17 protein-coding genes are annotated in these 16,158 nt (G+C 32.4%); all 17 read right to left on the bottom strand.

The genetic code is table 11. From position 1 onward, the window contains the following. Positions 1-36 precede the first annotated feature (36 nt). Positions 37-1,422 carry a triphosphoribosyl-dephospho-CoA synthase CitG gene (gene citG / locus ABDZ69_RS00255; RefSeq protein WP_343765178.1) on the bottom strand — a complete coding sequence of 462 codons (1,386 nt, stop codon included), beginning with the start codon at positions 1,420-1,422 and terminating at the stop codon, positions 37-39. A 2-nt stretch (positions 1,423-1,424) separates the two neighbouring features. Next, positions 1,425-2,468, bottom strand: a complete 1,044-nt coding sequence (citC, locus tag ABDZ69_RS00250; protein WP_343769543.1) for a [citrate (pro-3S)-lyase] ligase — start codon at positions 2,466-2,468, stop codon at positions 1,425-1,427. 108 nt (positions 2,469-2,576) lie between these two features. Beyond that, positions 2,577-4,118 (bottom strand): citrate lyase subunit alpha, encoded by a 1,542-nt coding sequence (gene citF / locus ABDZ69_RS00245; protein ID WP_343765174.1) that lies wholly within the window; start codon positions 4,116-4,118, stop codon positions 2,577-2,579. 40 nt (positions 4,119-4,158) lie between these two features. Continuing rightward, the gene (locus tag ABDZ69_RS00240) at positions 4,159-5,034 is read right to left on the bottom strand and encodes an HpcH/HpaI aldolase/citrate lyase family protein (protein ID WP_343765172.1); all 876 of its coding nucleotides are present in this window, start codon (positions 5,032-5,034) and stop codon (positions 4,159-4,161) included. Positions 5,035-5,061: 27 nt separating this feature from the next. Continuing rightward, positions 5,062-5,325 carry a citrate lyase acyl carrier protein gene (citD, locus tag ABDZ69_RS00235; RefSeq protein ID WP_343765170.1) on the bottom strand — a complete coding sequence of 88 codons (264 nt, stop codon included), beginning with the start codon at positions 5,323-5,325 and terminating at the stop codon, positions 5,062-5,064. Positions 5,326-5,409: 84 nt separating this feature from the next. Beyond that, positions 5,410-5,967, bottom strand: coding sequence for a Fe-S-containing hydro-lyase (locus ABDZ69_RS00230; RefSeq protein ID WP_343765168.1), 558 nt, complete (start codon positions 5,965-5,967; stop codon positions 5,410-5,412). Between the two features lie 14 nt (positions 5,968-5,981). Beyond that, a complete protein-coding gene (locus ABDZ69_RS00225; protein WP_343765166.1) occupies positions 5,982-6,824 on the bottom strand; it encodes a fumarate hydratase in 843 nt (280 codons plus the stop codon). Between the two features lie 159 nt (positions 6,825-6,983). Next, on the bottom strand, positions 6,984-8,231 hold the full coding sequence (locus ABDZ69_RS00220) for a methylaspartate ammonia-lyase (RefSeq protein WP_343765164.1): 1,248 nt from the start codon (positions 8,229-8,231) through the stop codon (positions 6,984-6,986). A gap of 113 nt (positions 8,232-8,344) precedes the next feature. Continuing rightward, positions 8,345-9,793, bottom strand: coding sequence for a methylaspartate mutase subunit E (locus ABDZ69_RS00215; RefSeq protein WP_343765162.1), 1,449 nt, complete (start codon positions 9,791-9,793; stop codon positions 8,345-8,347). A gap of 23 nt (positions 9,794-9,816) precedes the next feature. Continuing rightward, positions 9,817-11,205 (bottom strand): methylaspartate mutase accessory protein GlmL, encoded by a 1,389-nt coding sequence (gene glmL, locus ABDZ69_RS00210; protein ID WP_343765161.1) that lies wholly within the window; start codon positions 11,203-11,205, stop codon positions 9,817-9,819. 44 nt (positions 11,206-11,249) lie between these two features. Continuing rightward, the gene (mamA, locus tag ABDZ69_RS00205) at positions 11,250-11,660 is read right to left on the bottom strand and encodes a methylaspartate mutase subunit S (RefSeq protein ID WP_343765159.1); all 411 of its coding nucleotides are present in this window, start codon (positions 11,658-11,660) and stop codon (positions 11,250-11,252) included. A gap of 51 nt (positions 11,661-11,711) precedes the next feature. Then, positions 11,712-12,638, bottom strand: coding sequence for a GntR family transcriptional regulator (locus tag ABDZ69_RS00200; protein ID WP_343765156.1), 927 nt, complete (start codon positions 12,636-12,638; stop codon positions 11,712-11,714). Between the two features lie 179 nt (positions 12,639-12,817). Then, a complete protein-coding gene (gene cwlD, locus ABDZ69_RS00195) occupies positions 12,818-13,510 on the bottom strand; it encodes an N-acetylmuramoyl-L-alanine amidase CwlD (RefSeq protein ID WP_343765153.1) in 693 nt (230 codons plus the stop codon). A gap of 105 nt (positions 13,511-13,615) precedes the next feature. Beyond that, positions 13,616-14,008: a 30S ribosomal protein S9 gene (rpsI, locus tag ABDZ69_RS00190; RefSeq protein ID WP_343765151.1), complete on the bottom strand. Its 393-nt coding sequence runs from the start codon at positions 14,006-14,008 to the stop codon at positions 13,616-13,618. 31 nt (positions 14,009-14,039) lie between these two features. After that, the gene (gene rplM / locus ABDZ69_RS00185; protein ID WP_343765148.1) at positions 14,040-14,474 is read right to left on the bottom strand and encodes a 50S ribosomal protein L13; all 435 of its coding nucleotides are present in this window, start codon (positions 14,472-14,474) and stop codon (positions 14,040-14,042) included. Positions 14,475-14,611: 137 nt separating this feature from the next. Beyond that, a complete protein-coding gene (gene truA, locus ABDZ69_RS00180; protein WP_343765145.1) occupies positions 14,612-15,352 on the bottom strand; it encodes a tRNA pseudouridine(38-40) synthase TruA in 741 nt (246 codons plus the stop codon). After that, the gene (locus ABDZ69_RS00175; protein ID WP_343765142.1) at positions 15,352-16,149 is read right to left on the bottom strand and encodes an energy-coupling factor transporter transmembrane component T family protein; all 798 of its coding nucleotides are present in this window, start codon (positions 16,147-16,149) and stop codon (positions 15,352-15,354) included. The genes truA and ABDZ69_RS00175 overlap by 1 nt, the downstream gene beginning before the upstream one ends. Between the last annotated feature and the right edge of the window lie 9 nt (positions 16,150-16,158).

The following is a 16,158-nucleotide window of genomic DNA, read 5'->3' as shown; positions in this document are numbered from 1 at the left end:
GGATTAATGGAAATCATATCTATGTATGCTCTTTTTTTATATATATAGTTTTTCCATATACCCTTCTACTAGACAAAAGAATACTGTAAGGGCTAAAAGATCCGCACTTCCTCCTGGGCTAATTCTTCTCTTAGCAAAATCTTCATTCATTTCATTAAGAGCCTCTCTTCCTTCCTCAGTTCTAACTCCACCAATTCTTATTACTTCCTTTGCTTTTTCATTTATTTCCTTCAAAGTATTAATAGAATGTCTATGAAGTATATTTGAATCCTCAGAGTACTGCATTATTCCAAGTAAGGTTTGAACTAATCTATTATTTTTATCTAAATCTGAATTCTCTTTATAAAAATTCAATGCAAATTCAAATATTATAGGCAGTCCTCTTTCTATCTCCCCTCTAACTCCTTCAATATTGTACAATAGGTATAACTTTTCTCCATAGGACAACTGCTTGTTTTCATGATTTTCTTTTAAAGAAAGAAGTTCCTTTTCTACTAACCCTTGACACATTTTCATTATAATATTTCTTATCTCTTTAAATTTAAGTCTATTATAAATTGCATTCCCTACTGCTACACAAGAAATTCCCATTAAAAATAGCATGCCCTTATGAGTATTAACGCCCCTCGTCTTTTCAAACATAGCTTTTTCCCCTTCTAAACCTACAATTCTAACTTCTCTTAAAAGGTCCTTTGGGGATTTATTTGAGAATCCTATTTCCGTACAAAGAGTCATATATTTCATAAGTGCACAGGTGCTTTCAATAAAGGTATAATGATCCATATCATCATGAGCACCTGTAGAAATAGTGGATACTAATCCAGGAGATGGGGTGCATGCTACCTCATAAAGCATAGCTTGAGCTGCTAATCCACTTATATCTAAAGATGTATCATGTATATTATAGGTTTTTCTTTCTAAACTTTCATATTCTGCATATTTTTTATACAGAAATTCTATAACCTCTTCAAAATTGTGTCTTCTTGATCTTACACAATTTTGAGCATTATCCTGACACAAAAAGCATTTTCTACCGGATAACCCTAAATCTCCTCGATTTATGCCATTACCTTCACTATCATAAACGTCTATGTCAACGCATCTACCTAGTATATGATTTTCTTCTACATCTATAGTTTTTCTTTTTATTTCCTCGGCAATATTATCTATAATTAGTGTAATAATAGGTCCTTCTGGAGTTATTTCATCATGTTCATAGGCAATTTCCCCCATAAACTTGCTAGTTATTTCCTTCTTTATTACCTCAGCAATATTTCTTGTCAAAGAATTATCCTTTTCCACCCCTGGATAGTTTACTCTTAAACAAACTAGCGGTAAATTATATTCTTTTATCAACTTTTGTTGAATTTCTACTCTCTCTTCTCTTGCAATAAGTATATCCTCAGGTCTAATTTCTTTCATATTTAATGTGGAGAATTACTTTTCTTAATTTTCTCCATTATCTCCTTCCCTACTTTGCTATTTAGAAAATTCCATGTAACTTCTGGAATCATATGTTTTGCCTCTTCTAACTTTTCTTCTTTTATAAAATTTCTTACCTTTGAAGCACTAATAAAGCTACCATCAAATTCTTTTCTTTTTATAATTTCTAGTTCCATTTGGTGTATAGGCAATACTCTTTTAAGTGTTTCATTATAAGAATTAGTTACATTGCAATAGGGTTCTTCTCCTACAAATCTTTTCTTAATATTAAACTTGCTCCCAAAATATTTTCCGAATATTCCAGCATCAATTTCTGCATAAGCCTTTAATCTTACATCTTCTTGCCTTATAAAATATGTAGGAAAAGTTGCTGAAGATATTATATATTCACTTCCCGGAACAACTTTTACATTTTCTAAATCCCTTGTTCCTTCTTTTACTAAGTTGTATCTTTCTTTAAAAGGAAATAGGGATTTATCTTCTTCTACAATGAAAACTAAAACCTCTTCGCAGTTCTTTGAGGCTTCTTCTATTAAATACCTATGGCCTAGGGTAAAGGGATTACAATTCATAACTAACGCGCCCTTAGGAGTAGTTAAGTCTATGTTATGTTCCTTAGCCATCTTATCTAATACCTTGTTTATATCATAAAGACCATACTCTAAAAATACTGCATCTTCTGTTTCATATATAACTTTAAAATTTAATGATGTGAATATTTTTACCTTGTCTGGTTTGGTAAATATAAAACTATGATAAATTCCCTCTTCAAAAAGTTTATCAATCAATGTAGTTATCAATGTAGATGTTATATTTTCTCCTCTTAAATCATCGGATATGGCAAAGCACTTAAATATATTTTTAGCTTTTGAGCAGGTGGCCTTTATTTTACCCTCTACTCTAACCACTATGGTGTAATCTACATCATGATCTAGAATCAAACCAAATTCCTCTAAAAACTTATGTACTTCTAATCTTTCTTCTTCATTATTTAAATTTATTTTACTTATTTGCGTACCTAACAAATTATTCACCTTCTTATTTTATCTTCTACACTATTATACCCCATTAATTAAAAATAAAAAATATGGACTGCAGATGAATATACAGTCCATATTTTCTAGATAAACATATTATTCTAATGATTTTCTTACTACGTCGATTACAGTTCCATCTCTGTATTCTACAACTGCAACTATTTCATCGGATAATTTTATTGCTTCTGGCTTTCCTGTCATTTTTTCAGCAACTTCTTTTAATTCTTCTATTGTCATAACAGGAAGATTTGTTCCCTTTAGCTTTTCAATTAAATCTGTTCTTCTTGGGTTAACAGCTATACCTCTTTCAGTTACTAATACGTCAATACTTTCACCTGGAGTAGTTACTGTCGTTACTCTATCTTTTATAATTGGTAATCTTGCTTTTACAAGGTTAGTAACAATAATAGCAAGTTTTGATCCTGCCGCCGTGTCACTATGTCCACCGGAACCACCCATAATAACTCCATCAGAACCAGTTGTTACGTTAACGTTGAAGTTAGTATCAATTTCTGTAGCTCCAAGAATCATAACATCTAGGTTATTTACAACAGCTCCCTTATTATGTGGGTTACCGTACATGGAAGATGACATTGCCATATGTGATGGATTCTTTTTAAAGGATTCTACTGCTTGAAGATCAAAGCATTGCACGTCAAATATTGCTCTGAATAATCCTTCTTCGTACATATCAACTATATATCCAGTTACTCCGCCTGCAGCAAAGCTTCCTACAATTCCATCTCTTTTCATTATGTCCTTTAGCTCAGCAGCAACAGCTAGAGAAGTTCCACCTGCTCCTGTCTGGAAGGATATTCCGTCTTTAATTAATCCTGAAGCTTCTATTACTTCAGTAGCCATTTTAGCTATTTTTAATCCTACTGGATCTTTAGTTACTCTTGTTGTTCCTGAAACTATTCCAGCTGGGTTTCCTATGGAATCAACTTCTACAACATAATCAACAAAAATTTGACTAATTTGTATTGGTGAAGCTGGGTATGGCACTAAATTATCAGTTATAGCTATAACTTTATCTGCGTATTCAGCATCACATTCTGCATATCCTAGTGCGCCACAGGCAGATTTTCCTTCTGTTCCATTGATATTTCCGTATGTATCAGCTGTTGGAGCTGCAACAAAGGCAACATCAATGTGAAGATCTCCATTTTCTATGGCTCTTGGTCTTCCACCGTGAGTCATCATAACTGCTGGCTTTTTTAACAAACCTTTTGAAATAGCTTCAGCAACAGGACCAGACATGTAGTTTGCATATATTCCTGTAACTATTTCATCTTTCATATATTTTACAAGTGGTTCGTGAATTGGGAATATTGAACTAGCTGCAATAGTTATATCCTTTATTCCCTTTTTAGCTATAACTTCCATAACCATGTTTAATACATAGTCACCATTTCTTAAGTGATGGTGGAAAGATATAGTCATTCCATCCTTTAATCCTACTTTTTCTATAGCTTCTTCTATATTTGATAATACCTTATTATCTCCAGGTATTACACTTTGAACTTTAACGGCCTTTTTTTCTGCTATGCCACAGTTGGCAAAAGCTCCTTCAAATGGCTTTACTTTACCGTAGCCTTCTATAACTTCTGGTATTTCTCTGCCAAGAACGTTTTTCATCCTAATCCCTCGCTTTACAAATTTAATTTACACTAACAAACTACTTTATAAGACCTAGGTTTTTAGCTAAGTCAACTGTTGTTATTGCTCTATTAATAACAGGTGCATCTATCATTTTTCCATCTAAAGAGAATACTCCTATTCCTTTAGCAAAAGCTTCATCTCTTGCTTCAAGCACTCTTATAGCATATTTGATTTCATCTACAGTTGGGTTATATACTGAGTGAATAGTATCAACCTGTCTAGGATTTATTGATGCTTTTCCTGTAAATCCTATTTTCTTAGCTTTCATTGTATCTAATCTTAGTCCTTCGTAATCATTTGTATCAGTAAATGGTGTATCTATAGCATCTATTCTAGCTGCTCTACAAGCTGCAGCAAATCTGCATCTAGCATAGTATATTTCATCGCTTTCTTTTGTTCTTTTAATTCCAAAGTCAGAAGTTAAATCTTCTGCTCCAAGTAATAATCCAACTAATCTCTTAGTAGAAGTAGCTACATCATAAACAGTTTCTAATCCGTAAGCTGTTTCTATAAGGCCAAATAATTTTATACTTCCCTTTTCAAAACCTTCTTCTTCTTCAACTCTTGAAATTATCTCATCTGCTTCTATCATTTGATCTTTTGTAGCCTTTGGTACTAATATTGTATCTGGCTTTACTCTTGCTATAGTTTCTAAATCTGTATGACCAAATTCAGTATCTAATGGGTTAATTCTTACAACTAACTCAACTTTTGAGTAATCTATTGTTTTTATAGCTCCACTAACTAACTCTCTTGCAGCATCTTTTTCTGTTAAGCTAACAGCATCTTCTAAGTCTAGTATTACTGCGTCAGCTCCTAGTATTGGTGCATTCAAAAGCATCCCTGGGTTATTTCCAGGCATAAATAACATAGTTCTTCTTAACTTTTTCATGAATATTCTCACCTCAATTTTACATTATTATTGTGCTCTTTTAACAGCTGTTATAAGTCTTGCTTTAATTGTATAATCTAAAGCTCCTTTATCTTGAGCTTGAATTTTTACTCCATCAAGATTTAATTCTTTTGAAGTTTCTAGTATTACTTTTTTAATTTGTTCTCCAAATTGCTTCATAACGATGCTTTCAAGCTCTAATTCTACTCCAGCTTCATCTTTTGGCATTACCATTATAAGTATATCATTTGATTCTAAAGTTCCCGCCTTAGCTATCTTATTAACTTTCATCTTCAACCTTCCTTTCCATAACTAACAATTGAAAACTGAAGATAACTATCTTCAGTTTCAATTATTAATATTTACTATAAACTATTATTTTAAACTGTCTAAATAAGCTTGCTGACCTATGTTGTATAGGTTATTTCCTTCTGAGTCTATAACAACAACTACTGGTAGATCTACAACTTCTAGTCTTCTAAATGCTTCAGCACCTAAGTCTTCATAAGTAACTATTTCAGCTTTCTTAACAGCCTTACCCATTAAAGCAGCCGCTCCACCAATAGCAGCAAAATAAACTGCTGTGTTTCTCTTTATAGCATCTATAACTTCTGGGGATCTTAATCCTTTTCCAATCATACCCTTCATACCATAGTCAAGAAGTTGTGGTGTGTATGGGTCCATTCTATAACTTGTAGTTGGACCTGCTGATCCTATTGGTTGACCTGGTTTTTCTGGACTTGGTCCCACATAATATATAATTTGATCTCTTAAGTCTACTGGTAAATCTTCACCTTTGTTTAATGACTCTACTAATCTTTTATGACCAGCATCTCTTGAAGTATAAATAACACCTGATAATAATACTGCATCTCCAGCCTTTAAATCTTTAACTTTTTCAGCTGTTAATGGAGTAGTAATTCTCTTTTCCATTACCCTTAACCCCCCTAAAATTCTACGCTCTTATGTCTTGTAACGTGACAGTTTATATTAACTGCTACAGGAAGTCCTGCTATGTGAGTAGCAAAAGTCTCAACATTTACAGCTATAGCTGTAGTTAATCCACCAAATCCTTGTGGTCCTATTCCTGATGCGTTAATCATTTCTAATAATTCATTTTCAAGGTTTGCATAGAATGGATTTGAATTTCTTTCTTCTAAGGATCTCATTAATGCTTTTTTAGCTAAGTTAGCTGATTTATCAAAAGTTCCACCAATACCTACGCCTACTACTATTGGTGGACATGGGTTAGGACCAGCATCTTTAACAACTTTTAATACAAAGTCTTTAACTCCTTGTATTCCATCAGCTGGCTTTAACATTTTTAATTGGCTCATATTTTCTGAACCAAATCCCTTTGGAGCAACTGTTATCTTTAATTTATCTCCTGGAACTATATCATAGTATATAATTGCTGGAGTATTGTCTTTTGTATTAACTCTTTCTATTGGGTCGCCAACAACGGATTTTCTTAAATATCCATCTTTATATCCTTGTCTTACCCCTTCATTGATTGCATCTTCAAGATTTCCACCTACTACATGAACGTCCTGTCCCATTTCAACAAATACACAAGCAACTCCTGTATCTTGACATGCTGGCATATTTTCTTTATCTGCTATATCAACGTTTACTAATATTTTTTCCATAATGCCTTTAGCCATAGCCCAGTTTTCTTTTGCAGTGTATTCTTCTAATTTGGACTTAACATCTCCTGGAAGTCTATAGTTAGCATCAATACATAATTCTCTTACCGCTTTGGTTATCTCTGAAACATTTACTTCTTTCATAGACTCATTATTTACCAAACAAGTGTCCCTTTTCCTCACTTGTTAGATAAATACCTCCCTTCATATTTTTGATAATTAAATATTTATAGTGGAAAAGGCAGTTAAATTTAACCGCCTTTTCATAGTTTATATACTACTAATTATTAGCAGCAACAGCTCTTAGTTTTTCTTTGCTCTGTTTACTCTAGCTAATACTCTATTCATTTCGTTTTTAACGATCATGTATCCTTCGTCAACACCCATACCTGGTTTTGCAAGAACTTGTTTAGCTCCGCAAGCCATAGCTATGTTAGTTGTAACTTCAGCTGATCTGTTAGTTTCGTTACAAGTTCCACCAACATAAGCTCCCATTCCGTTAGCTTTGCAATACATAACAGCATCTGCTATGTTGTTAACTCCGCCAAGGTCTGGAGTTTTAATTTGAACCATATGTCCAGCTTTGTTATCTGTGAAGTATATAATATCTTCAACAGTATTACACCATTCATCAGCAACTAATTCTACGTTGATTCCTCTTGAGTCTAATTCAGCTCTTAAGTCTCTCATAGCAATCATTTGCTTTTCTCTTTCTTCAACGTCCATTGGTCCTTCTATTCTTAATGCAAATGGTTTAGCTGCTTCTTCTAATGTTGCAAGATAGTCAGCCATAGCTTTTATATTTACATCAAAAGCTGCTCCAATTGTTCCATAAACGTCTATGTGGAATATTGGGTTATAGTCTTCTCTTACTCTTAATTTTAATACTCTATCTCTTAACCATTTAACATACTCAAGAAGTTTTTCACCTTTTAATCCTAGCTTTTCTTCAACGTTGTTGATTAAAGCGTGTGGTAATATTTCAGCTTCTTTAATTATCATCTTATCAGCATTGATATATCTATCATCACCTGATTGAGTAAATACTGGAATGTAAGTAATTTCTCCAGTTGGATTGTATTCTTCTCTTATAATTTCTGCCATAGTAACTTTTTTAGCTTTTGCTACTGCATCAAGTAAAGCTTGAGATATACCATATCTAATTGCAGTATGTAATCTCTTACCATTAACTGTTAATTTTTCAACTTCTTCAGCTAATGTCTTAAAGCTATTTAATTCTTTTCCAATTAATTTTGGAGCTATTTCATTTTCAATTACAGGTATAAAATCAGCAGCTAAGAATAATGGATCTCTTCCACCTGCTCCTGAGTATTGAACTGCTGCACAGTCTCCGTGAGCAACTTGACCGTCTTCAAGAATAAACTGAACGGATATTGATTCACCTTTTTGTCTTATTTGAGTAAATCCTTCTGTTACAGCTTCTCCAATGTAAGTGAAACCATCATGTCCTGCACCTTTTTTGATTGCTCTTTGGTCGTCAAAGTAGAATCCAGTATAGCCTGCGCTACAAATAACGTCAACAATTTTCATAATTTTTCACCTGTCCTTTTATAAAATTTTGAATATTTTTTATAGATATATACACATTTATTGTTGACAAATTTGTCAACAATAAATGTGTTAATAAACTGTCTTTATAATAATTAAGGTCTTCCTATAAGTCTTCCTTTACCAACTGCAAATATATCATCTATAACCATTTGGAAGCTTATTTCTCTTCCTTCGAATTTAGCTCTTTCAGCTAATCTTTCTCTGTTATAGTTCTTTAATTCTTCAGTAAATGGAATATTACCAAATTCTAAGTATCTTACGCATCCTAAGTTATCTCTAACTGGCATCATTTTTCCTGCATTGTATTTGCTTGGTCCAAATGGTATATCCATAACACCTGTTTCGAATGCTTTAACTACACCTACTGCTAAATCGCCTTTTCCTAATTCATATACTTTATCAAGTATACACTTAGTTTCAGCTTTAATTATAGCCATTTCAGTTTCTAATTCTTTTGACATTGGCATTCTTTGTCCTTCTAACATGTTTAATGCCATCTTTGTAGCTTTGATACCTGAAGCGTTAGCTTCTTTTGTTGGTATACCAATTGCTTCGTGTGGAGTCTTAACTATAACTTTAGTTGCTCCAGCTAATGAAGCTATTGTTGTAGCTGTTACTATAACTCCGAATGCTTTACTTTCATCTTGTGGGAATCCACCCATCCATTGATGGAATACTGTAGTTACAATTACATCATTGTATCCAAAAGCTTTTAAATATTCATTTGTTTGCTCTTCTAAACATCTTAATGCAGCTATATCTTGAAGCATATTTCCACATTCACCGTATCCAACAGTGATGTTTTTAACTCCTTGCTCTGCTGCAAGTAATGCTTCTGTAATTCCTACTGCATTTGACATTGATGGTGGTACTAATGTTCCAGTTAATGGTCCAAATGGTTCTCTATTAATGTGAACTCCTTGTTCTTCATAGAAACCAACAAGTCTATCACAATACTGCCAATCTCTTAAACATTTATCTATTGGAACTGACTTAGCGTATGGAATATTGTAGGAGATACCGCCACCTTCATTTGAAGTGTATCCACCAGCAGTCATTATTTCAGCAAGTAATCTTGCGTCTGGTGTGCCGTGTCTTATTTGTAGTGGTAAGTTAACTGATTCTAAAACCTTTCTACAACCTTGAACACCGTGGTTAACCCCTGGGAAACCATTTAATAAGGATCTTCCAGCTTTTATACTTTCTTGAATACCAATTTCGCATTCTTCATATCTATTTTGTCTTGTGTATGCATCGATTGTTGAAGGTAGTAAATCTGCTCCGCCTTCATCTTGTAAATGTTTTAATAATGTAATGTGTTCATCAAGTAATGCAACACCTGCTCTTGGCTGAGCTAAAGTTATTCCCGCTTCCTTTGCTCTAACTAATTTATCAGCAAAGTTCTTTTCTGTTGGTACCTTCTTTAAGTAATCTACAGCTTCCTGTAAATCTACATCTTTACCTGTTGGCCACTGTTTTAATACTTCTTCTCTTTCTTTAAAAAACTGCTCATCTGTCCATTTTTTATTCTTAAGTTCCACTTGAAATTCCCTCCTATCAAACTTTAAACCTTAATTAAGTATTTTTTCATTATTCTAATAGCTTTTTCTGGATAATCTTCAGCTAAAAGGCCCATGGCAGATAATATATAAGTCTTATCAATATAACAATCAGGATTTTGTGGTTTTAAATGTGTAGGATCCTCCATATTAAAGGTTCCTGCTTTTAGTATAGTACCTGGATTATCACTGTGAATTAACACTCCACCAGTTCCTATTAAGCATTTTAAATCCAATAAGTCTTTTCCTGTTTGAGTATAAATAACGCCCATAGGTGTATACATACTTTCAATATAACCTACATGCCTTTCCATAGCTAAATCCGTTGCAACTTTTGCCATGGCTTCATCAAACTTAATTTCTTCATCTGTCTTAGGAACCATTTTTATATTTTCTGCTCTATATTTACAGCAGGCTTCTATATCTATAGATGGCTCACATAAATATTTTTGCACTTTCTTGGTACCTGCAGCTTCCCATAAAGAAATTGCAGAATATCTCATTCCTAGGTCACCTTCAACAGTTCTTTTCGCAAAAGGTTCTTGGAGTCCTCTTAGTGTAACACCTGGTTTAGATGGTTCACCATCTGCAATTGAGTGTATATCAGTAGTAGCACCTCCAATATCTACTACTACTAAATCGCCTAAGCCATCTTCTTTATCAGTACCTTCTGATAAAACTCTAGCTGCTTTTAATACTGCTGCTGGAGTAGGCATAAGAATTCCACTAATAAAGTTTTCAGCATTGCTCATACCTTTTGCTTCAACTATTCTCTTCATGAATATTTGTCTTATTTCTTCCCTTGCAGGTTCGACATTTAAGACATTTAACTTTGGCATTACATTATCAGTTACCCTATAAAACATGCCTGCGTTATCAAATATTTCAGATATTTCATCATTTGCTATCTTATTTCCTGCTACTACTATTGGAAGTGTCACACCATGCTTAGCTAACATTTTAGCGTTATGAATTATACAGTCCTTATTGCCTCCATCAGTACCACCAGCTAAAAGTATTATGTCTAGATTCGAGTTTTTAATTTCCTCAACTTCTTTATTAGTTAATTCATAACTATAAACATTCAATACTCTTGCCCCTGCTCCAAGAGCAGCTCTTTTTGCAGCTTCCGCTGTTAAGTCTGGTACTAGACCTATGGCTATCATCTTTAATCCACCTGCAGCAGAAGAACATGCTAACTTTTTAACAAAGTTAATCTCTTTGCCTTCTAACTTTTGCATTAAGTTCTCATAAGCATTGTTAAATCCAACCATTATATCAGTTTCAATTGTTGTAATATCTTTTGCTGTAGCCAATATTTCTTCTTTTTCAATATCAACCGCAGTAAGTTTTGTATAGGTGCTACCAAAGTCTAAAAGCAAATAAGCATTCACCTTAATCAACTCCTAAACAACTGCAAAATACAGCTCTTTTATTATTAAATTCCTAAGTCTTTTTTCAAATCAGCTATACCAACTTCTGGCGCTGTTCCTGGTGCATATACTCTGTTGTATCCCATGTCTAAGAATCTTTGTTCAACATCTGGCCAGTTTTGTTTTCCAACAACTATGTTTCCACCTACATAAAGGATTATTCCTTTTAATCCAGCTTCATCACATTTCTGTCTTAAACCTTTACAGTCAATTTCTCCCTGTCCATATAGGGATGATACTAAAATAGCTTCTGCCTTTGTTTCTATAGCAGCGTTGATAAAGTCTTCCTGTGCTGATAAAACTCCTATGTTAACAACATTGAAGCCTGCATTTGTAAATGAGTGGTCTAATATTTTGTTACCAACTGCATGACAGTCTGAACCAATTACTCCAAGGACAATTGTCTTTTTTTCCATCTTTAAAACCTCCTAGATAAATTAATATATATTATATATTTTATCACAAGCTTATTTTGAGTACTTTATTTCTAATAATTTAGATTTAAGTGCTTTTACAGAACCATCATCTAAATTATATAAGAAATCTATTACTTCCTTATTTTCTCTTTCGAATTCATAAACATCTTTATATCTTCCTGGTGATGCAACTATTACATCTGATTTATTTATAATTTTAAACAATTCATCTTTTTCAACTGAATTAGTATATTCTATATCTATATTGGATAGGCCTGCCTTTTCTAGTGCATCTCTAACTTTAAACTTAAATTCTTCAGATATGCATACAAATGCAAACTTAGTACCAATTGGGAATCTAGCAATTCTAACTATGGTTTCTAAGTTTGGAGTAATGGCAACACCTAATACTTTTTTATTGTAATTTCTAGTTAATCTTCTGACTTCGTTTACATGATTAAATGTAGTAATAATTATTTGGCACTTTTCAACTAACTCTTCTATTTCATTTGTCATAGCCTTTAAATCGTTTACTGTTACTGGTTTAAAATCTATGCTAGTTCTTTCTTTTAATTGCTTTGCAAAAATTCTTGATTGTTCTATATTACATTCAACATATAATCCACTTATATGGTCAATTAACTTTCTTTTCTCGTCAATTCTATCTACTACTATTTCTATAAATTCATCTGCATCTATGCCAGACTCAATGGCTTCTTCAAATGCTAAATCTACAAATTTATTAATCTTTTCTTTTATATCTTCATCTTTCCAAAGCTTAACTTCTTCTGCTACAAATGTACCCTTTCCTTGATAGGATTTGAGAACACCTTCTCCTTCTAACTCCCTATAAGCCATACTTACTGTATTCCTGCTTATTTGGAGCTTTTCAGACATTTCTCTTTCTGTTGGCATTTTAAATCCTACTCTTAATGAACCATCTTTAATTAAATCCATTATTTGCTTTTTAACTTGCAAATATAAAGGAACTTTATTGCCTTTATCTATTGAAATCTGAATATAAATCACTCCTAAAAGCTTACAAGCTTACAAGTTTAATTTGACTAATGGACTAGTCCATTGGTCAAATTAATAATAACATATCACTAAACCAATATCAATATGTTTTTTAAAAGATAATTTTTTATTTTATGCTATTAATTGTTTTTATAATATTCTTCTACAGAGTCTGATATTATTCGAGCAATTTTCCTTTGATAGTCCTCTTGTTTTAGTCTTTTCTCCTCTTCAAAATTTGACAAGAAACCACACTCAATTATAACGGATGGTATATCATCTTCTCCCCTTAATACCTTATAATCATTCTTAGCTGGCTTTTCAACTCTATTATTGCTTTGGTCTAAATGAATTTTAAAATTGGACTGAATTAATGAGGCCAATTTCTCACTATTTTTATTACTAGAATACCAAACTTGAGCTCCGTAATATTTACTTTGAGGGAACATATTTAAATGAATACTTATAAACATACTGCAGTTGCTTTCTTTTTTCATTTTGCATCTGTTATTTAAATCTTCAATTTTCTTTTCTCTTATTGTTCCTTTTTCACCATTTAGCCCCTTATCCTCTTCCCTAGTCATAATAACTGTATATCCTCTAGCTTGAAGTTCTTCTCTGAGTTTCAAACTAATAATAAGATTTATATCTTTTTCTATTGTTCCATTCGGAGATACTGCACCTCCATCGATTCCTCCATGACCAGGATCAATTAATATTATTTTCTCATCTTTATTAACTATTTTAGTTTGTGCTTTCATATTATAAGCAAACATTATCGTAAATATTATTAATAAGGTTACTATTATAAGTTTTTTATTTTTGATATACATTTTTTCACCTCCATTATACATTAACTAGTGTTCTCAAATATAACATTTTTATTATAAAAATTCATAAAAAAAGAGAGGTAAAATAATACCTCTCTTTCATACTTACTATCTCTTTGAGAACTGTGGTGATCTTCTTGCTCCCTTAAGACCGTATTTCTTTCTTTCCTTCATTCTTGGGTCTCTTGTTAAGAAACCTGCCTTTTTTAATTCTGGCTTTAAAGTTGCATCAGATTTAACTAATGCTCTTGCGATACCATGTCTGATTGCTCCAGCTTGACCTGTAAATCCACCACCATAAACATTTACTATAACGTCAAATCTGTCTTTAGTTCCTGTTAATACTAATGGTTGATTAAGGATAAGTCTTAAAGTATCTAATCCAAAGTAATTATCTTCATCTCTTTTATTTATAGTTACTTTACCTTCACCAGGTACAAGTCTAACTCTAGCTATAGCTTTCTTTCTTCTTCCAGTTCCGAAATACTGTACTTTTGCCATTTCAATTCCTCCCTCTTCCAGCTCTTATTAATTAGTATTTTAATTCTAATACTTCAGGTTTTTGAGCTTCGTGATTATGTTCTGTTCCTCTATAAACTTTTAATTTTTTAGCCATTTGTCTTCCAAGTGGTCCTTTTGGAAGCATTCTTCTAACTGCTTCTTCAAATACAAACTCAGGCTTCTTAGCTATTGCTTCTTTGTATGGAGTCTCTTTTAATCCACCTGGATAGAATGAGTGATGTCTTAACATCTTCTGGTCTAATTTTTTACCTGTTAAAATAACTTTTTCTGCATTTATTATAATAACAAAATCTCCAGTATCTACATGTGGTGTAAATGTTGGTTTATTTTTTCCTCTTAATATAGAAGCAACTTGACTTGCTACTCTTCCTAATGGTTTTCCTGCTGCATCAACAACATACCATTTTCTTTCAACTTCTTGTGGTTTTGCGATGTATGATTTCATCTTTTTCCCTCCTTGAACTAATACGTAAAACAATCGTTCTATATAAAGACCCGGGGCTAGTGGATCTTTTATAATCTTAATACAAACATTTATATTATAATACAATCGGCCTGGTGTGTCAACAAATTTAAACTTTTTTAGTAAAAAACTCTATCTAAATATAAACCTGTTGGTGGTACGGATTTTCCAGCCATATTTCTATCCTTAGCACTTAAAATAACGCTCATATCTTCGGGCTTTCTTTTACCCATACCTACTTCTATAAGTGTCCCTGTGATTATTCTAACCATATTATATAGAAATCCATTTCCAGTGATACTGAAGCATATCATTTCATCATCCATATATACTTTAGACTCAATAATAGTCCTAACTGAGGTTTTAACGCTACTTCCAATATTCTTAAAAGAACTAAAATCATGCGTTCCTTGAAAATATCTAGCTGCTTCATTCATATCAAGTACATTTAATTTCTTCTGAACATGATAAGTATAATATCTATTTATAGGGGATGGCCACTCTGTATTTAATATCTTATATATATATCTTTTGCTTATACAGCTATACCTAGAATGAAATTCTAAGTCTACTTCATCTGAATTTACTATTATTATGTCCTCAGGTAATCTACTATTTATTGCATATTTAAACTTATCTCCTGGAATTCTGCTATTAGTTAAAAAATTCGCTACAAATCCTTTAGCATGAACTCCAGCATCAGTTCTGCTACATCCTATTAATTCAATATCTTCTTCAGTTATTTCCTTAATAATATTTTCAATAGTTTCCTGCAAAGTTCTAAATCGCCCTTTTTGACTTTGCCAACCTGAATAATTTGTTCCATCATATTCAATAATTAACTTTATATTTTTAACCATTAGAATCTACTCCAAATAGATAAAGCAATCAATAATATTATTGTTAAAATTGCAATAAGGTCTCTAAATGTAAGCTTTAGTTGCTTCATTCTAGTCCTACCCTCGCCACCTTTATAACACCTTGCCTCCATTGCCATAGCAAGCTCATCTGCCCTTCTAAAAGAACTAATAAATAAAGGTACTAATAAGGGAATTAGACTTTTTGCTCTTTGAAGTATATTGCCAGATTCAAAATCAGCTCCCCTTGCCATTTGAGCCTTCATAATTTTATCAGTTTCATCCATTAATGTTGGAATAAATCTTAAGGCTATAGTCATCATCATAGCCAATTCATGAGCTGGAACACCAATTTTTTTTAGTGGATTTAAAAGTTTCTCTATGCCGTCTGTTAATTCTATTGGAGAAGTAGTTAGAGTCAATAATGAGGTTCCTATAATTAATAGTATCAACCTAATTATCATAAACCCTGCTAATTTTAATCCTTCTTCATATATAGTAATAAACTTCCACTTAAAAATTTCATTTCCACCACTAGTCATAAAAACATTTAATAAAGCTGTTATTATGATAAGGGCAAATATAGGTTTTAACCCTTTGTATATAAATTTAAATGGTATCTTTGAAATTGCTATTGATGATAAAGTAAATAATAAAATAAATATATATCCTTTAAAGTTATTGACAATAAATAGATTTATAATAAATATTAAAGATATTAATATCTTCGTTCTCGGATCCAGTTTATGTATAAAAGATTCACCAGGAATGTATTGTCCTAATGTTATATCCTTAATCATATTTGCTCT

The sequence above is a fragment of the Clostridium malenominatum genome, from assembly GCF_039521365.1.
GTDB lineage: Bacteria > Bacillota > Clostridia > Clostridiales > Clostridiaceae > Clostridium_AW > Clostridium_AW malenominatum.
This window is presented reverse-complemented; position numbering and strand designations above follow the sequence as displayed.